Genomic DNA, 18,983 nt, shown 5'->3' with positions numbered 1-18,983 from the left:
TCGTCACGGCTCATGTTCTGCAACAGGCCCGTACTCACCGCAACCAGCGATGCATCGCGACGGCGCCCGTGGCGAACGCGTTAATATCCGGCGCATGGTATACCGCCACCTGCGGCATGGCGATACCCGCCTGCTGTGACTGCTGGCGAACCGTGTCCATCAGCCAGCGTTCCGTTTCGTTACGCGGCTGCTCAATCACTTCCCCGCCGACTGAACGAAGCGCCATCCATTTGGACATCAGCAACGAGATGATTGAACCACCAAAGCCAAACAACACCGCCATGATCATCAGACCCTGTACGCTGCTCGACTGGATCCCCGTCAGGCTTAGCACCAGCCCGAAAACGACCATCACGGCAAGGTTGGTCAACAGGAAAAGCCCGATACGCATCATAATTTTCTTTTTACCTCGGTTAATAATACGCATTCTGCGTTACCCCACATCGTAGGGGCAAGCTTGCCATTTTCAAGTATTCATTGTTGCCAAGTGGTTAATAATACATAACTTTACATTCCGGGCGAGCTTGGTTTACGTGGCTTGTCAGAGGTAAAAAAACGGGCACAACATGTGTGCCCGTTGGGGGAGTTACTTCACAGGAGCCGGCTGCTCGGCTGGTTTGTCTTGCTGCATTTTTGCAAGGTCCAGCGCGATATGTACCGTTTCATCAAGATAAGGATCGGGTTCCTGATAATCCTTCGGCAAGTCTTCCAGTTTCTTCAGAGCCGCTTTGCCTTCTCGCTTATAGCGGTCGTTGATACGTGCCAGACGCGTTGCATCATCTTCCTGATTCTCTTTCTCGCGCACGGCAAGATTCAGGGAGACCATATTGCGCTTCTCTTTCAGGGCATTGAAGCGAGCAATGTCCTTCATGATGTACTGGAACTCTGGATCGGCTGCAATCCTGCCCTGATGCAGTTTAAGCAGCTGTGGCCCAAATCCGCTCAGGTCGTCTGACTTAACGTAGGTTGCCGCATTGATGCTATCCCACGGCAATGCGTTATCTTCAAACTTCTCGCCCGTTTCCGTCTCTTCCGTACCCGTCGGCATCATCAGATCCGGCGTGACGCCTTTACGCTGAGTACTGCCACCGTTAATACGGTAGAACTTCTGAATGGTGTATTGCACAGAGCCTAATGCCGGCCACTCAGGGCGCAGCATCTGATCGTAGATACGGTTCAAAGAGCGGTACTGCTGAACCGTACCTTTACCGAAGGTTGGCTCACCCACGACCAGCGCACGGCCATAGTCCTGCATGGCGGCGGCGAAAATTTCAGATGCCGAAGCACTGAAACGGTCAACCATTACCACCAGCGGCCCTTTGTAGTAAACAACGCCGTCAGTGTCGCTGTCTTCACGCACTTTACCGTTGTTGTCACGAACCTGAACAACCGGGCCGCCCGGAATAAACAGGCCGGAAAGCGCAACGGCTTCGGTTAACGCACCGCCGCCGTTAGAGCGTAAATCGATGATCACGCTCTTCACGTTCTGTTTTTCCATCTTCTGCAGCTGGACTTTGACGTCATCCGTCAGGCCAACGTAGAAGCCGGGAATATCCAGCACGCCCACTTTGTCTTTGCCGAGCGTTTTAACCGTCAGTTTAACCGCGCGGTCTTCAAGACGAATACGCTCACGGGTTAAGGTGATAACACGCGTTTTAGTGCCCTTTCCTGCCGGTAAGATTTCAAGGCGAACCTTGCTGCCTTTTGGTCCTTTGATCAGGGCAACCACATCATCAAGACGCCAGCCAATCACATCAACCATGGCTTTACCGGTTTGACCCACTCCCACAATGCGGTCACCCACGGTAATGGCTTTACTTTTCGCCGCCGGGCCACCGGCCACCATGGAGTTGATAACGGTGTAGTCATCGTCCATTTGCAGCACGGCACCAATTCCTTCCAGAGATAAACTCATCTCGGTATTGAACTGCTCCGTGTTACGCGGCGACAAATAGTTGGTATGGGGATCGATTTCGCGGGCAAAGGCGGTCATCGCCAGCGAGAAAACATCTTCGCTGTTGGACTGCGCCAGGCGGCGAATGGCGAACTGATAGCGCCGGGTCAGCGTTTCACGAATTTCCAGATCGGTTTTCCCAGTCAGCTTCAGGCTCAGCTCGTCATACTTAACTTTGCTATCCCAGAGTGCATTCAGTTCAGCGACGCTAGCTGACCACGGCGCTTTGCTGCGGTCCAGATTGAAAGTATCCTGGCCGGTGAAGTCCATCGGCTTTTCCAGCACCTTCAGCGCGTATTGATAACGTTCAAAACGTCGCTTCTGGGCCAGATTGTAGAGATCGTAAAAAACATCCAGCTTGCCGGTACGCAGCTCATCGCCAATCAGCTTTTTCCGCGCCATAAACTGCTCAACGTCGCTGGCAAGCAGCACGTTGTGGCTATAGTCGAGGAGATTGAGATAGCGATCGAAAATTTTGGCGGAAAAATTTTCATCAAGATCGAACTGGCGATAGTGCGAGCGAGTAAAGCGTGAAGTGACACGCTCACTCACCGTTGCATGCTGCGGCTCTTCCTTTAGCTGCGGGATTTGCGAAGCTTGCGTAATATTTTCGACGGCCAGTGCACTACCTGCAAGAAACAACAGACTAGCGACCGCCGTGCGCTTAAAGAATTTGTTCATGCCCGGGTCTGGCCTCCGTTTCAGAACTGCAAGTGTTCTGCGCGTACGATCATTGCCATACCAGAAGTCAGCTGTACACGGACGCCATCTTTGGTAATTTCCAGTACGGTGGCATCCATCGCGTTATTACCCGCTTTAACTTTGATGGCCTGACCCACCTGCAAAGCAGAAATGTCGGTAACCGGCGTGCGCTTTTCTTCACGCGGAGCCTGCGGCGCTGGTTTTTCTGCACGAGGCTTGCGTTCTGCCGCTTCCGGGCGACGCGGAGCAGAACGAGGCTTACGATCGCGGCGCGGCTTATCGGCAACGGTCTCACCGTTAGCGATAGCGGCTTCGCGTTTTTTCGCTGCCTGTTCTGCACGCTGTGCCTGAACACGAGCTTTGGCTTCTTCAAGCTGCTTACGGGCATGCTCAACGTGCTGCTCATCGAGTTCACCGCAAGGGTTACCGTCGAGATCGACACGGATAGCGCCGACTTTGATACCGTACAGGTAACGCCAGCTTGAAGTATAAAGACGTAACGCGGAACGAAGTTGAGTTTTACTGAGGCTCATCTCCCCTTCAACGCGCGCGACCAAATCCTGGAAGATACCAATCTTCAGGGGGCGGGCTTCACCTTCAGCGCTAAAGCACTGTGGGAAACGCTCTGCCAAAAAGGCGATGACTTCTTTGCTACTATTCAACTTAGGTTGATTTTCCATGAAATTTCCTGATTACAACGGAGTTGCCAACAATCCGCAGGCATGAACAGGCGACATTATAATGACGCTCTCGGCAAATGCCACGTTATCCGTTGTTTATCATGCTATCGAGTGAAGAATTTTTTAAAATCCGTATCGGCAAGCGTCAGCGCAAGCTGCGTTACCAGCTGAGATAAGCCGAGCTGATCTTCAGGTGTGAAGCGCCCAAACTCAGTGCTATCAATGTCCAGAACCCCAATCACCTCACCATTGACCGTCAATGGCAGTACAATTTCCGAGTTACTGTCCGCGTCACAGGCGATGTGCCCATCAAAAGCATGCACGTCTTCAACGCGCTGAATGCTATTAGTGGATACCGCTGTACCGCAAACCCCTTTTCCTACCGGAATGCGCACGCAGGCGATTTTCCCCTGGAATGGGCCTAGTACCAGAGTATGGTCTTCTAACAGATAGAAGCCAGCCCAGTTCACCCCTTCAAGTCGTTCAAATAGCAAGGCGCTGGTATTTGCCAGCGTCGCCAGAAAACTTGTTTCACCTGCCATTAACGCGCTGAAATCGCGGTTCAGGTCCGCGTAAAATTGTTCTTTGTTCATTGATTAACCATAGTATGTTGTCTTACTCAACTGCATAGCATCGTAAAATAAGCATTAAGTGCCCTACGCCACAGGGTGTATCATTCAATGAATTACTATACGCTTAACGCCTATTTCATAACAGATTGAGATACCCCATGCGCCTGCGGTTTTCCCTGCTTACGATAACACATGAAAATACACGCCATTAGCCATGCTGTACCGCAGGCACGTTATCAGCGTTGCCCTCAATGCGATACCCTTTTCTCGTTACCATTGGTTAAATCCTCGCAGGGCGCTTATTGCCCGCGCTGCGATGCCAAAGTTTACCATGGGCGCGACTGGTCATTAACGCGCCTGGCCGCCATGGCGATGGCGATGCTGTTGCTGATGCCGGTGGCCTTCTCCGAACCTTTGGTGCGCATCTATTTATTAGGCACCAGAATCGACGCCACTCTTTTCCAGGGTATCTGGCAGATGACCAGCCAGGGCGATCCCCTGACCGCGGCGATGGTGCTGTTTTGCTCTGTGGGAGCCCCCGCCACGCTGGTCGCAGGCATCGTCTACCTCTACTTCGGCAATCTGTTTGGCATGAATCTGCGCCCGGTATTGCTGATGCTGGAGAAGCTCAAAGAGTGGGTGATGCTGGATATTTATCTGGTCGCCATCGGCGTGGCCTGCATAAAAGTCAGAGAATTTGCGTTTATCCAGCCGGGCGTCGGCCTGGTGGCATTTATCGCGCTGGTGGCGCTCAGCCTGTTAACGCTGATTCACCTCAACGTTGAGCAGCTGTGGTCGCGCTTTTACCCACAGCGCCCTCCACGCGCATGGAATGCGCAGCTGCGCGTTTGCCTCGGCTGCCATTTCACCGGCATCCCGGATAAGCGCGGACGCTGCCCGCGTTGCCACATCCCGTTGCGCGCGCGCCGCCGTCATAGCCTCCAGAAGTCCTGGGCGGCGTTAATTGGCTCGTTAGTTTTGTTGCTTCCCGCCAATCTGCTGCCGATTTCGATACTTTACGTCAACGGAGCCCGCCAGGAGGACACTATTCTCTCCGGGATTATTTCCCTCGCTAACAGCAATATTGCGGTTGCCGCCGTGGTTTTCATTGCCAGTATTTTGGTGCCGTTTACCAAAGTTATCGTCATGATTTCCCTGCTGGTCAGCATTCATTTCAAATGTGAAAGAGGGCTGAGAACGCGTATTTTACTGCTACGCTTTATAACCTGGATTGGCCGCTGGTCGATTCTCGATCTCTTTGTGATCGCGCTTACCATGTCACTGGTTAATCGCGACCAATTACTGGCATTTACCATGGGACCGGCGGCGTTTTATTTTGGCGCAGCGGTGATTTTAACTATTCTTGCAGTCGAATGGCTGGATAGCCGACTACTTTGGGACGCACATGAGTCAGGAAATGCCCGCTTCACCGACTGAAGCGCGAATTAAAACAAAACGCCGTATTTCGCCCTTCTGGCTGCTGCCAGTTATCGCACTGCTGATTGCCAGCTGGCTGATGTGGACCACCTGGGAGGAGCGCGGCACCACGGCGACGATTGATTTTGTCTCAGCCGACGGCATTGTTGCCGGGCGCACCCCTGTTCGTTACCAGGGCGTTGAAGTAGGGACGGTGCAAAGCATCAGCCTGAGCAAAGACCTGCGCAAAATAGAAGTAAAAGTCAGCATCAAAAGCGATATGAAAGATGCGCTGCGGGAGGATACCCAATTCTGGCTGGTGACGCCGAAAGCCTCTCTTGCCGGGGTTTCCGGGCTGGATGCGCTGGTCGGCGGTAACTATATCGGCATGATGCCCGGCAAAGGCGAACCGCAGGAGCACTTTACCGCGCTTGATACCCAACCGAAATACCGCCTGAATAACGGCGAGTTAATGATTCATCTGCATGCCCCGGATTTAGGGGCGCTGAACAGCGGGTCGCTGGTCTATTACCGCAAAATTCCGGTCGGCCGGGTTTATGACTACACCATTAACGACAACAAACAGGGCGTGACTATTGATGTCCTGATCGAGCGCCGCTTTACCCAACTGGTGAAAAAAGGCAGCCGTTTCTGGAATGTCTCCGGCGTCAAAGCCAACGTCAGCCTTTCCGGAGCCCAGGTTCAGCTAGAAAGCCTGGCGGCGCTGGTGAACGGCGCCATCGCTTTTGATTCGCCGGAAGATTCCGCCCAGGCAAAGGCTGACGATGAATTCGGCCTGTATGAAGACCTCGCCCATAGCCAACGCGGGGTGATTATCGATCTTGATTTGCCGAGCGGCCAGGGCTTAAAAGCAGGCTCCACCCCCCTGATGTATCAAGGTCTGGAGGTGGGAACGCTGACTAAGCTGAATCTCAATGCTGGCAGTACCGTGACCGGGCAAATGACCGTCGACCCGAGCGTAGTCAGTTTAATGCGCAGCGGAACCCGAATTGAGCTGCGCAGCCCGAAACTTTCGCTCAGCAATCCGAATATCAGCAGTCTGTTAACCGGCAACACCTTCGAATTGGTGCCCGGCGAAGGCGATGCGCAAAATCACTTTGTGGTCTTCCCCAGCGATAAAACGCCGTTACAACAGCCAAATGTCCTGACGCTAAAGCTGACCGCTGCGGAAAGTTATGGTATCGATGCCGGGCAGCCCATCATTTTACACGGTGTGCAGGTAGGGCAAGTGCTGGAACGTACGCTGTCGGCAAAAGGGGTGAGTTTCTCAGCGGCTATCGAGCCTGAGTACCGCCATTTAATTCAGGGCGACAGCAAATTCGTGGTCAACAGCCGTATTGATGTCAAAGTCGGAATTGACGGCGTCGAATTCCTTGCTGCCAGCGCCAGCGAGTGGGTTAACGGCGGGATCAGAATTATCCCGGGCAACAAAGGGGCGATGAAAGAGAGCTACCCGCTATACGCCAACCTGGAAAAAGCGGTGGAAAATAGCCTCAGCGACCTGCCAACCACTACGCTTACGTTAACCGCCGCCAGCCTGCCGGATATTCAAACCGGCTCGGTGGTGCTGTACCGTAAATTCCAGGTCGGTGAGATCATCAGCGTGCGCCCGCGCGCCAACAGCTTTGATATCGATGTGAATATCAAACCGGAATATCGCAGCCTGCTAACCTCGAACAGCGTGTTCTGGGCGGAAGGTGGCGCTCGCGTACAGCTCAACGGCAGCGGCCTGACGGTGCAAGCCTCCCCGCTTTCCCGTGCGTTAAAAGGGGCAATCAGCTTCGATAACCTCAGCGGGGCGAGCGTTGGCCTGAAGAAAGGCGACAAGCGGGTGTTGTATGCCTCTGAGACTGCCGCTCGCGCGGTCGGCAGCCAGATTACGCTGCACACTTTCGACGCCGGAAAACTCTCTTCGGGGATGCCAATCCGCTATCTGGGAATTAATATCGGCCAGCTTGAGTCGCTGAACCTGACGGCGTCACGCAATGAAGTAGAGGCTAAAGCGGTACTTTACCCTGAATTCGTTGAGACTTTTGCTCGCGGCGGCACGCGTTTCTCGGTTGTCACACCGCAGATTTCGGCCGCCGGGGTCGATCATCTCGATACTATTCTCCAGCCGTATATCAACGTGGAGCCGGGCCGTGGCGCACCACGCCGCGACTTTGAGCTGCAGGAAGCGTCGATTACCGACTCCCGCTACTCTGATGGTCTGAGCATTGTGGTTGAGGCTCCGGAAGCAGGCACATTAAACATCGGCACGCCGGTGCTGTTCCGCGGTATCGAAGTGGGTACGGTCACGGGGTTAACCCTCGGCAATCTCTCTGACCGCGTGATGGTCGGGCTGCGTATCAGCAAACGCTTCCAGCATCTGGTGCGCGACAGCTCGGTATTCTGGCTGGCTTCCGGATACAGCCTAGACTTCGGGCTGACCGGTGGCGTGGTGAAAACCGGCACCTTTAACCAGTTTATTCGCGGCGGTATCGCCTTCGCCACCCCGCCAGGTACGCCGCTGGCGCCGAAAGCGCAACCGGGTAAACACTTCCTGTTGGAGGAGAGCGAGCCGAAAGAATGGCGTCAGTGGGGCACCGCACTGCCGCGTTAATCTCTGCGCCCCGGTATCTCGCCGGGGCGTTTGTGCTACAATCCGGTCCTCATTTTTTTCTGGACTTCCTTCGTGGCTCACTCTCATACCGCCTTTCTCCCGCAAGCCTTTCTTGATGTTATTCGCGATGCACTCCCGGCCGACCAAACGCTTGAAAGTTTTATCGAGTATTGCCAGCGCCCGCTGCGCCGCAGCCTGCGTGTGAATACCCTCAAGATTTCGGTCAGCGATTTTCTTGCGCTGGTAGCCCCCTATGACTGGCGCCTGACGCCGGTTCCGTGGTGCGCCGAAGGGTTCTGGATTGAGCGAGATGATGAAGAGAGCCTGCCATTAGGCAGCACCGCCGAGCATTTAAGCGGCCTGTTTTATATTCAGGAAGCCAGTTCAATGCTGCCCGTTGCAGCCCTGTTTGCCGACGGCAATCAACCAGAACGCATTATGGATGTCGCCGCGGCTCCGGGCTCCAAAACCACACAAATTGCGGCGCGAATGGGCAACCGCGGCGCAATCCTCGCTAACGAATACTCTGCCAGCCGGGTGAAAGTGCTGCACGCTAACATCAGCCGCTGCGGGATTAGCAATGTCGCGTTAACGCATTTCGACGGCCGGGTGTTTGGTGCAGCCCTGCCGGAGTGTTTCGATGCGATCCTGCTCGATGCCCCCTGCTCAGGCGAAGGCGTGGTGCGTAAAGACCCTGACGCCCTGCGCAACTGGACGCCAGAAAGCACCGCCAGTATCGCCGATACACAGCGTGGGCTGATTGCCAGCGCTTTTCATGCGCTGCGCCCCGGCGGTATTCTGATTTATTCGACCTGTACTTTAAATCGTGAAGAGAATCAGCAGATTTGCCAGTGGCTGCTGGATGAGTGGCCTGACGCGGTGGAAATCGCGCCGCTTAACGATCTCTTCCCGCAGGCCGCTAAAGCGATTACCGCTGAAGGCTACCTGCACGTATTCCCTCAAATTTATGACTGTGAAGGTTTTTTCGTCGCCCGGTTGCGTAAAACCGCCTCCGTAGAAGCATTGCCGGCCCCCGGTTATAAAGTGGGTAAATTCCCGTTCACCCCCCTGTATGGCAAGCAGGCTGCGGAAGTGACCGCGGCGGCAAAACAATCCGGCATTGTCTGGCAAGATGACCAGCAGCTCTGGCTGCGCGACAAAGAAATCTGGCTTTTCCCAAAAGAGATTATTTCGCTCTTCGGACAGGTCCGTTTTTCACGTATCGGGCTGCGTCTCGCGGAGCAGTACAATAAAGGCTACCGCTGGCAGCACGAAGCCGTGATTGCTTTGGTGCCCGGCGATTCGCCGCTGGCATTTGCGCTCACGGAGTTTGAAGCCGACGAGTGGTATCACGGGCGTGATATCTATCCTGATGTGACACCATCACTTAACGAGGTGGTGGTCACTTATCAAGGGCAACCTCTTGGGCTGGCAAGAAAAGTCGGCTCACGCCTGAAAAACAGCTACCCGCGCGAACTGGTACGCGATGGAAAACTGTTTGCCGCCAGGGGCTGACGGGGTGAAAAAATAGTCATCTGCGTATTGGCAGTTTTTGGAACTTTGTCTACGCTCTATTATGGCAGACCTTACTGGTCGTACCACACGCACCTGAGGAGAGCGAGATGACGAAAACTAGCGTACGAATAGGCATCTTCGAAATTGATGATGCCGAATTACATGGCGAGCAGCAGGGGGAGCGAACGTTAAGCATTCCTTGTAAATCCGACCCGGATCTGTGCATGCAGCTCGATGCCTGGGATGACGAAACCAGTATTCCCGCCGTTCTTGATGGCGAACATTCAGTCCTCTACCGTCAACATTACGACCAAAAATCTGATGCCTGGGTAATGCGCCTTGCATAGCTCAATATGACCCGTCGCCAGGACGGGTTAATTAATCTGCTCTGATTACCCCTCTTCGCGCGACATCCCCTACAATTAAACCAAACGGTGCGGCTTAAAGGCGATCATGTTTGCGTTGGTTTTATTTGTTTGTTACCTGGACGGTGGCTGCGAAGATATTGTGGTAGACGTCTTCAATAGCGAACAACAGTGCCTGTTTGCTATGGATGAGCAACGGATACGCTACGGCGGCTGCTTTCCGGTGGAGGATTTTATTGATGGCTTCTGGCGTCCAGCTCAGGAGTACAGCACGCTATAAGGTTACTGAACCTGTACCATCGTCAGTTTGTTACCGAACACCGCACCGGTATCAATATAATATTGATTATAAAAATGGCTGGCTTCTTTCAGCGGCGTATGGCCGAAGTAAAACTCATCGGCCCCGTCGATAACAGCCCCTTGCCCTTGTAGATTCTGAGTGAGTCGCTCCCGACTCCAGAGCAGTAAATGCTCATCAACCGGCTGGTTCCAGCGGTAATGCGCGGCGGGATAGTCAGCATGGGCAATAACCAGCGTTTTATGATGGGTGCGAAGCTCTATGACCAGCGGCAAATCACGGCACTGTAATAAGGCGCGCCGCACGCTGTGCTGAAGTGGCTCAGATAACGCGTGATACCAGCTTCCGCCGTTCATCTGCCAGAGCATCCCCTCGCCTTCGTCAAGCGCCGCTAACGCCATCGCTTCGTGATTACCTTTTACCGCTTTGAACCAGTTGCTGGCAAGCAGCGCCAGGCAACCGGGGCTGTTGGCACCCCGGTCGATAAGATCCCCGACAGAGATAACCAGATCCTGGTGATAATCAAAATGCTGACGCCTGAGCTGGCTGCTGAATTCAGAGAGACAGCCGTGTAAATCACCGACAATAAACACCTGCCGCCAGTTTTCACCCTCGATTCGCTGATACATACCGCCCCCACCCGGTTTATTTTTTGTTCAATTATAAGCCAGTGAGGATCGCTCGGCGAGATGGATAGAACGCAGCAACCGCCCCTGGTCATTCCGGCCCCGGAGGCTATCTGCCGCATATAGCCTGCGACACAACCAGCGTAACCAGAGGAGAGCGAACCAAGAACGGCAAAGAAAAAACGCTGCGGATGTAGCAGTAAAAAAGGCTGCGGATTCGCAGCCTTTATAAGATGTGACACGAGTTATCTGGCAAATTTTTCCGCTTCTTCAAGCGTTTCAATGTGGTTTACACCAAAGAGTACAGTAGTGATTATGCCCACCATATACCCCACCAGCTTACTATTGAGGATCAGTTTCAAGCTTTCTGGCACCTCCGTTTCACTTTGGGACTAAGGTAACTCTAGCAGCCCTGAGAATGTAAAAGTCACGACAGATTCACAGTTTTGTTATCTCATACGTGAACAGGTAATTTTAGCCCGCCGGTTTACGTCAGATTTTTCCGCTCAACCGTGCATGGAAATCGCTGCTGCGTAAATCCAGCCCAACGATTTGCACCTGGCTTGCATAACGTTGATAGCGGGTTTCGATAGCATCCAGCACCGCGACCGTTGAGACATCCCAGATTTGGGCCTGAGATAAATCAATCACCACATTCTGCGGGTCGTCGGCATACTGAAAATGCTCGAACAGGTCGTTGCTGCTGGCAAAAAATAGCGGGCCCGTTACGGTATAGCACACCGATTGCCCGTCTTCAGACAACGTTCTTTCCGCGCGCACGACATGCGCGATACGGCGCGCAAACAATATCATCGCAAAGATAACGCCGCCAACGACGCCCAAAGCCAGGTTTCCGGTGGCGACGGTAACTACAACCGTCGTCACCATTACCAGCGTTTCTGGCAGCGGGATTCTTTTCAATGTTGCAGGTTTCACGCTATGCCAGTTGAGCGTTTTCACCGCCACAATCACCATGATCCCCGCTAACACCACCATCGGGATCTTTGCCATCAGGTCGCTTAAACCTGTCACCAGCAGCAAGAGCACTAACCCGGCGGCCAGCGTTGAAAGACGAGTTCGCCCTTTACCAAGTTCTACGTTCACCATGGTCTGACCAATCATAGCACAGCCCGCGATACCGCCGTAGCAACCGGCGAAGATATTAGAGACGCCTAACCCCCAGCACTCCCGACGTTTGCTTGATGGCGTATCGGTGAGTTCATCAACCAGTTTGGCGGTTAGCAGCGACTCCATTAACCCAACGAAGGCAATACTCAAAGCGCACGGCCAGATAATGCGTAACGTGTCCAGATTCATTGGCACCAGCAGCTCCGTCAGCCCCGGCAAACCCGCGGCCATCGGCCCGGACTCACCCACCGTCGGCACATTGAACCCCATCCCAATACAGGCGGCGGTAATCAACACGATCGCCACCAGCGGGGAAGGAATCATTTTAAATACCCGAGGAAGAAACAGCACGATCCCCACGGTCAGGGCAAATAGCCCCCAGACCAGCGGGTTATTTCCCCAGATGTGGGGCACCTGGGCGCAGAAGATAAGAATACCCAGCGCGTTCACAAACCCGGTCATCACCGACAGCGGGATATAACGCATCATGCGTGCAAGCCCGGTAGCGCCAAACAGGATCTGGATTAAACCGGCCAGCAACACGGCAGGGAAAATGTACTCCACCCCGTGTAAATGCACCATCGGACCGATAACCAGAGCAACAGAACCGGCCGCCGCCGTCACCATTGCCGGGCGACCACCCAAAATCGACATGGATAAACACAGGACAATAGAGGCAACCAGGCTGACTTTGGGATCAACGCCCGCGATAACCGAGAAAGAGATAATCTCCGGAACCAGCGCCAGTGCAGTAACAACACCCGCAAGAGTTTCACGGGCGAACAAACGTGGGCTACGCAAAACCGCAGTCAGAGAGTTTTCCCGGCTATGAATTTCAGTTTGAGTTGTGGTCATCGTTTTCGTCTTTGCAGGTAGGTTGTTATTAGAGGTGGCCGTATTTATACCGCAGGCGATTGTACAGAGAGGTCAGTGAGGATGCTAATTAATGTGATCTATATCGCTTTCATCCAGATCTGCAACGTAACTTTCACGAGACCGGAAACTTTGCCCGGTAAACTTTCTGGAAAGGTGTTCACTCCCCCTAACATAAGCCACAAAAAATGGCTGAAAAGTACCTGAATGTGAGGGAGAAAAACTTTATATTGATTTAACAAGGCAAAACGCCGGATATAGAATTTAGGAGGAATTTCGGAATAAAAAACCTAACCTATTGTATATAAACAGAAATAAAAAAAGACCGAATACGATTCCTATATTCGGTCCAGGGAAATGGCTCCTGGGAGAGAGCCGTGCGCTAAAAGTTGGCATTAATGCAGGCAGACATCGCCTTGCCTTCTAAGAATAGATTATCAGCGCAGGTTTTCCAGTCCGGTGCCAAAGCGTTCGGAAAAAAACGCTATTCCCGGTGATGCTTCAGACAAAAGCCGCAATAACCGTAGAGCGGATATTGCGGCTTTTTATTTAAGATGAACACCTTAGCTTTTTAGCTACATAATTTCTCTGCGCGTTCAATAAACGGCGCAAGGCTCTTTTTTTGCCCGGGTGTTTTAGCATCGTCAATCTGAATCACTGAGATAGGTTGCCCGGTAGTTTTACCACTTCTCACCTGCTGCTGCGCAATGTCGTTTAACGGGTATTGCATCAACGTAGCAGGGTTAATGACAAACAGCGCCTTCCCCGGGCGACAGCTCAGCATCACCTCTTCACGATTAAATGCCCAGTTATCTTTACCCATTTCAAAACGGCTTACGGTGATAATTTGTGGCGCTGCGAGGGCGCTACCCGTGCAGGCCAACAGTAATAACGTCAAAATACTTTTTTTCATGAATATCTCTTGAGCGGATAACGTCTTCAGTACGGTTCCCAGGTTGCGAAAATGCTAACCGCAAGCAGCACCGCCACCGACAAAATGACCTCCAGCCAGGTTAGCTGGATAAACTGTTTTATTGCCGTAGACCCACTGTTGAATCGCGGCACCAAAAAATAGCGGTTATACAGAGCAACGATAACCATCACGGCAACCAGCACAACTTTCACCAGCAGCAGACGCAGATAATTACTTTCCGCTGGCAGCGACCAGCCAAAAATCATCAGGCTGTTGATTAACCCGCTGAGTAACACGGCGGCTACCGCCAGATGCCCATAGCGCGAGAAACGCATCATGGCGGTGATAGCCGCAGCACGCCAGCGTGGTTTACGCGCCATGCGCATACATACCAGCAGCGGCAACAGACCCCCTACCCACCAGCCAGCGCTCAAAAGGTGGATAGCATGGTTGAGGCGTTGCAAGCCCCCCACGAAGCCTTCCCGCATCGTCGCATGCCCGACGCCAGCCAGTAGAATAAGCTGCGCGGCAGCAAGGATCAGCAGCACAGGCTGTTGGGTTCGGGGCTTGAGCAGCAGCACCGCAACCGTCACGGCGCCGAAGACTATCTGCCACAGCCAGAGCGAACCAAAACGCGTTCCGAGAACGGCCAGCCAGATCTGTGGATTGATAGCATCCTGCCAGCCATTGCCCATCAACCCCGCCTGTGCACACAGCAACAAAACGGCACTGGTTGCAGCCAGCCAGACGGCAGAATGCCATAGCCATTTTAGCCGCCGGATAAGCGCCGGTTTAACGGCCTGCGGAGCGAGCAGTGAACATGAGATGGCGCTGCCAAGCAGCACCATTAGCGCGGAAAAATGGATGAATCGCAGCGCAATATAGAACCCAGGTAGCATCCGTGTTATTTCACCGAGAAGCGGTACTTCCCTTTGGTCTTGTGCCCATCAACCGAGACGACATGCCAGTCAACCTGGTAATCACCGGGCTTCAAGGCCTCTTCAACTGGAACGATAAGCTGTTTCTCATCTTTTTCATTGCGTTTAGCCGGGCCGGTTTTCACCGCAATTTGCTGTGGCCCGGTCAACGTGAGTCCGCTAAAATTAGCCTCCACCCCTTCGGAGAAATTAAGGGTTATCGCCTGCGGTGCAGCCGCTACTGCCGCATCGGCTGCAGGATACTGGTGTTCCAGATGTGCATGAGCAAAAGCAGAACCGGAAGCGGTAACGGCGGCAAACAGAGTAGCGAGGGTAAAGAGACGAGTGCGGGTGAAAGCCATATCAACTATTCCTTTTTCTTATTCGAGACGGCAAAAGCATAACCCTGCGCCCGGGCTAAGTCGAGATGAGAACAGCTATCAATAAATGTAAAAACTTGTCAGCCACGGCATCAACAAGTACCCTGGCTGCTTAAAACAGGAGGCCTATATGAATCACAACCTTGCTGAACTTCCCCAGCACGAAATGGATAAGATCAATATCGATCTGGCGGCGGCAGGCGTAGCATTTAAAGAGCGCTACAATATGCCGGTCATCGCCGAGGTCGTAGAACGTGAACAGCCAGCACACCTGCGTGAATGGTTCAGAGAACGGTTGATGGCGCACCGCCTGGCGTCGGTTAACCTGTCACGTCTGCCTTACGAACCTAAAGTAAAATAAAAATTAGCCGCACTAAACTTCCTGACAAAATTGGTGTTAAGATTTTTCCCGGTTTATAGCATTAAACACAGGAACTACCCGTTTTGGCCCCAGGATGACGGCCGTTGGGTAGCTTGATTAAGGAAGAACCTATGGCTATCTGGAATATTGCTGCGGCACAGTATGGTGCCACGCCCGGCGATCTCGAAGCGAATATCTCCCATCATTTGGATTTTATTCGCTGTGCGGTTGCAGAACGCATAGACCTGCTGATTTTCCCGGAGTTATCCCTCACCGGCTTCAACACTGAAAACCCTCATGCTTGCGCCCTGCCCTTCACCGATGAACGCCTCACCCCGCTTCAGGATGCCGCCGTAGAGCATCAAATGACCATCGTTGTGGGTTTACCCCTGCACAGTGAAAAAGGCGTTTCGCCGGGCTCCGTCGGTTTTTTACCGGATGGTTCCCGGGTCGCCTGCTGTAAGCCACAACATTGCGATATGGATCTTCCGGAACAGCACACGCCGCTGGTCGGTTTGCACAACCGTAGCGTAGCGATGGGGTTTAGCACCGGCAGCGATGAAGAAGTCTGGCCGCGCAGCGCTGCTGAAATGGGGGCCAGTTTGTATGCCACCGGGAAATTCATTAATGAAATCAGCTACCAGCAAGACGAAATGTACCTGCAACGCTGGGCGCATAAGTACAACCTGCCGGTGCTGTTGGCAAATCATGCATTTTCCAGCGGCCAATACCGCTCCGCCGGGCGCAGCGCCTGCTGGGACGATCGCGGTGAATTAGTGGTGCGTGCCGATCATGGTGAATTACTCGCCGTAGGCAGACGTGATGCAAAAGGTTGGCACGGCGAAATCATTCCATTACGCTTAGCGCATGATTAAAACCCGCTAAGGTCGGATGGAGTAAGTATGCTGCGCATTATTGATACGGAAACCTGTGGTTTGCAGGGTGGCGTGGTGGAAGTCGCCTCCGTCGATATCGTCAACGGTAAGATTGTGAATCCAATGAGCGATCTGGTACGTCCGGATCGCCCGATTAGCCACCAGGCGATGGCCATCCACAAGATTACCGAAGAGATGGTGGCGGATAAGCCCTGGATTGAAGATATCATTCCACGTTATTACGGCAGCCCTTATTACGCTGCCCATAACGCCAGCTTTGACCAACGCATGCTCCCTGAGCTGCCCGATAGCGAATGGATTTGTACGGTAAAACTGGCGCGTCGCCTATGGCCGGGTATCAAGTACAGCAATATGGGGTTGTACAAATCCCTGAAGCTGGAAGTGGAGACGCCCGCCAATCTGCATCACCACCGCGCGCTGTTCGATTGCTATATCACCGCCGCATTGCTGCTGCGGATTATGGAAGAATCAGGCTGGACACCAGACCAGATGGTGACCATTACCGGGCGCCCGGCGCTGGTCGCCACCATGGCTTTTGGCAAGTATCGCGGTAAACCGATTGCCGAAATTGCACAGGACGACCCTGGCTATTTACGCTGGATGTTAAATAACATCAAAGAATTAGCGCCAGATCTCAGAATGACGCTCAAGCATTATCTGCAAAGCTAACCGCGCGTTACCCCGCCTGCCCTGGTAAGGTTCCCTGCGCCAGGGCAATCAGGAATGCAAACTCCAGCGCCACGCCCTCATAAGATTTAAAGCGCCCCGACTTCCCGCCGTGCCCGGAATCCATATCGGTACACAGCAGCAGCAGGTTATCGTCGGTAGCAATCTCGCGCAGTTTCGCCACCCATTTTGCCGGCTCCCAGTATTGCACCTGCGAATCATGCAAACCGGTGGTCACTAACATATGTGGATAGGCCTGCGCGGTGACTTGATCATAGGGGCTGTACTGTTTGAGGTAATGGTAATACTCCACCTCCTGCGGATTTCCCCACTCTTCAAACTCCCCCGTCGTTAACGGAATGGACTCATCGAGCATAGTGGTCAGCACATCCACAAACGGCACCTGTGCGACGGCTCCGTGGAATAATTCCGGACGCATATTAATCGCGGCACCGACTAACAGCCCGCCCGCGCTACCGCCCATGGAATACAACAAATTCTTATCGCCATAACCCAGCCTGATTAGCGCATCGCATACATCAATATAGTCGTTGAAGGTGTTCATTTTCTTCAGGTACTTACCCTCTTCGTACCATTGCTGCCCCAGCTCACCGCCGCCGCGCACATGGGCGATAGCATAGACAAAACCGCGATCCAGCAGGCTCAGGCGGCTGCTGCTGAAGTCCGCGTCCATGCAGCTGCCGTACGAGCCGTAGCCGTACACCAGCAGGGGATTTTTCCCGCGCCGAAAATATTCACGGTGATAAACCAGCGAAACCGGCACCTGCACTCCATCGCGCACCGTAACCCAGAGATGTTCGCTTTTATAGTGGCTGGCCTCAAAGCCTGCGACCTCAGTTTGTTTAATCACGCGCCGCTCGCCGGTTGCCATATCCAGCTCAAACAGCGTATCGGGTGTGGTCATCGAGGAGTAGCCGTAGCGCAGCCGTGAGGATTCCGGCTCCGGATTGTAGCCAAGCCAGGTCACATAAGCGGGATCGTCAAAGGCAATCCCCGTCACCTCGTGGGTTTTACGATTGATTTGCCGCAGGCTGGTCAACCCCTGCTGACGCTCTTCAACCACCAGCCAGTCGCTGAACAGCGTGAAACCTTCCAGCATGACGTTTTCACGCGGTGGGATCAGCGCTTCCCACTGCTTCTCATCGCGCACTTTAGTACGATACAGGCCAAAGTTTTTGCCTTCGCGGTTGGAACGCAGGTAGAAATGATGCTGGAAGTGGTCGAGGGTATATTCATGGTCTTTACGCCGCGGCGCGAAGCTGATTGGCTGCGCATCCACCAGCTCAGCATCCAGTAACAGCACCTCGCTGGTGGTAGCGCTTGCCAGATAAATTAATATGAAATGCTTCGAGGTGGTTTTATGCACGCTGACGTAAAACATCTCATCTTTTTCTTCGTAGACCAGCCGATCTTCGGAAGCAGGATGACCCACAGTGTGCCGCCAGACCTGATACGGCAATAACGTTTTGGGATGCTTACGTACGTAATACAGCGTGGCGGAATCGTTCGCCCAGACAAAGCTGCTGGCGACATTTTCCAGCACTTCCGGATACCAGTTTCCGCTTTCCAGATTACGCAAGCGCAGACCATACTGGCGACGGGAGAGAAAATCTTCCGCCAGCGCCATCACCGTATTGTCGGGCGTAATGCTCATTCCACCCATGGTGTAAAACTCACTGTGAGCCGCACGGAGGTTGCCATCAACCAGCGTGCTCCACTCCTCCCATTCAGCCAGCACCACCGGCTGACGCTGGTAAATAGCGTACTCGTTTCCGCTTTCGAACACCTGGCGATAGCGATAGCCATTTTGCGTATAGGGCGCGGAGACATCATGCTGCGCAACTCGCCCGATCATCTCTTTGAGCAGGCGTTCCTGCAATGCCTGCTGCGTACTCATCACCTGATGACCGTAATCATTCTCCTGATGAAGATAATCAAGCACCTGCGCATCCGCGCGCTCATCGTCGCGCAGCCAGTAATAGTTATCGATGCGGGTATCGCCATGCATAGTCATGGCGTGAGGAATTTTTTTTGCTTTTGGCGGCATGTCATCTTTCTTTTTTTGAGTTAACACCCT

Annotated in this window: 17 protein-coding genes and 1 pseudogene; 8 read left to right on the top strand and 10 right to left on the bottom strand. The window is 53.4% G+C overall.

The features are described from left to right. The 4 genes and pseudogenes from EHN07_RS16620 to EHN07_RS16605 all read right to left on the bottom strand — a co-directional run. Positions 1-394: pseudogene (locus tag EHN07_RS16620) on the bottom strand (M48 family metalloprotease); the annotation flags it as partial. 192 nt (positions 395-586) lie between these two features. Further along, positions 587-2,635: a carboxy terminal-processing peptidase gene (gene prc, locus EHN07_RS16615; protein ID WP_124025158.1), complete on the bottom strand. Its 2,049-nt coding sequence runs from the start codon at positions 2,633-2,635 to the stop codon at positions 587-589. 20 nt (positions 2,636-2,655) lie between these two features. Beyond that, positions 2,656-3,336, bottom strand: coding sequence for an RNA chaperone ProQ (gene proQ, locus EHN07_RS16610; protein WP_124025157.1), 681 nt, complete (start codon positions 3,334-3,336; stop codon positions 2,656-2,658). Between the two features lie 104 nt (positions 3,337-3,440). Further along, on the bottom strand, positions 3,441-3,929 hold the full coding sequence (locus EHN07_RS16605) for a GAF domain-containing protein (protein ID WP_124025156.1): 489 nt from the start codon (positions 3,927-3,929) through the stop codon (positions 3,441-3,443). 171 nt (positions 3,930-4,100) lie between these two features. On the opposite strand from EHN07_RS16605, the gene yebS reads away from it, so the two are divergent. The 5 genes from yebS to EHN07_RS16580 all read left to right on the top strand — a co-directional run bounded on the left by yebS (position 4,101) and on the right by EHN07_RS16580 (position 10,107). After that, on the top strand, positions 4,101-5,345 hold the full coding sequence (gene yebS, locus EHN07_RS16600; RefSeq protein WP_124025155.1) for a membrane integrity lipid transport subunit YebS: 1,245 nt from the start codon (positions 4,101-4,103) through the stop codon (positions 5,343-5,345). Then, a complete protein-coding gene (locus EHN07_RS16595) occupies positions 5,314-7,947 on the top strand; it encodes a PqiB family protein (protein WP_124025154.1) in 2,634 nt (877 codons plus the stop codon). The genes yebS and EHN07_RS16595 overlap by 32 nt, the downstream gene beginning before the upstream one ends. 72 nt (positions 7,948-8,019) lie before the next feature. After that, complete coding sequence (rsmF, locus tag EHN07_RS16590) at positions 8,020-9,462, top strand: 16S rRNA (cytosine(1407)-C(5))-methyltransferase RsmF (protein WP_167467325.1); 1,443 nt, start codon at positions 8,020-8,022, stop codon at positions 9,460-9,462. 107 nt (positions 9,463-9,569) lie between these two features. Further along, entirely contained in the window at positions 9,570-9,809 is a 240-nt protein-coding gene (locus EHN07_RS16585; protein ID WP_124025153.1) for a YebV family protein, read from the top strand. Between the two features lie 106 nt (positions 9,810-9,915). Next, positions 9,916-10,107 carry a YdfD/YebW family protein gene (locus EHN07_RS16580; RefSeq protein WP_124025152.1) on the top strand — a complete coding sequence of 64 codons (192 nt, stop codon included), beginning with the start codon at positions 9,916-9,918 and terminating at the stop codon, positions 10,105-10,107. Between the two features lie 2 nt (positions 10,108-10,109). Here the strand turns inward: EHN07_RS16580 and EHN07_RS16575 are convergent, their stop codons facing one another. The 5 genes from EHN07_RS16575 to yobA form a co-directional block, all read right to left on the bottom strand. Beyond that, positions 10,110-10,754: a metallophosphoesterase gene (locus EHN07_RS16575; protein WP_124025151.1), complete on the bottom strand. Its 645-nt coding sequence runs from the start codon at positions 10,752-10,754 to the stop codon at positions 10,110-10,112. Between the two features lie 489 nt (positions 10,755-11,243). Beyond that, complete coding sequence (locus tag EHN07_RS16570; protein ID WP_124025150.1) at positions 11,244-12,734, bottom strand: SulP family inorganic anion transporter; 1,491 nt, start codon at positions 12,732-12,734, stop codon at positions 11,244-11,246. Between the two features lie 589 nt (positions 12,735-13,323). Continuing rightward, positions 13,324-13,665: a YebY family protein gene (locus EHN07_RS16565; protein ID WP_124025149.1), complete on the bottom strand. Its 342-nt coding sequence runs from the start codon at positions 13,663-13,665 to the stop codon at positions 13,324-13,326. A 26-nt stretch (positions 13,666-13,691) separates the two neighbouring features. Further along, on the bottom strand, positions 13,692-14,564 hold the full coding sequence (gene copD, locus EHN07_RS16560; RefSeq protein WP_124025148.1) for a copper homeostasis membrane protein CopD: 873 nt from the start codon (positions 14,562-14,564) through the stop codon (positions 13,692-13,694). Between the two features lie 5 nt (positions 14,565-14,569). Then, complete coding sequence (gene yobA, locus EHN07_RS16555) at positions 14,570-14,944, bottom strand: CopC domain-containing protein YobA (protein WP_124025147.1); 375 nt, start codon at positions 14,942-14,944, stop codon at positions 14,570-14,572. 148 nt (positions 14,945-15,092) lie between these two features. Between yobA and EHN07_RS16550 the strand changes: the two genes are divergently transcribed. From EHN07_RS16550 to exoX, 3 genes are all read left to right on the top strand, one after another. Then, complete coding sequence (locus EHN07_RS16550; protein ID WP_124025146.1) at positions 15,093-15,323, top strand: DNA polymerase III subunit theta; 231 nt, start codon at positions 15,093-15,095, stop codon at positions 15,321-15,323. Positions 15,324-15,454: 131 nt separating this feature from the next. After that, positions 15,455-16,198, top strand: a complete 744-nt coding sequence (locus EHN07_RS16545) for a carbon-nitrogen hydrolase family protein (protein WP_124025145.1) — start codon at positions 15,455-15,457, stop codon at positions 16,196-16,198. Between the two features lie 27 nt (positions 16,199-16,225). Then, a complete protein-coding gene (gene exoX / locus EHN07_RS16540) occupies positions 16,226-16,888 on the top strand; it encodes an exodeoxyribonuclease X (protein ID WP_124025144.1) in 663 nt (220 codons plus the stop codon). A 7-nt stretch (positions 16,889-16,895) separates the two neighbouring features. Here exoX and ptrB read toward each other — a convergent pair whose 3' ends face one another. Then, entirely contained in the window at positions 16,896-18,953 is a 2,058-nt protein-coding gene (ptrB, locus tag EHN07_RS16535) for an oligopeptidase B (RefSeq protein ID WP_124025143.1), read from the bottom strand. Between the last annotated feature and the right edge of the window lie 30 nt (positions 18,954-18,983).

The sequence above is a fragment of the Buttiauxella warmboldiae genome (genome assembly GCF_003818135.1).
Lineage (GTDB): Bacteria > Pseudomonadota > Gammaproteobacteria > Enterobacterales > Enterobacteriaceae > Buttiauxella > Buttiauxella warmboldiae.
This window is presented reverse-complemented; position numbering and strand designations above follow the sequence as displayed.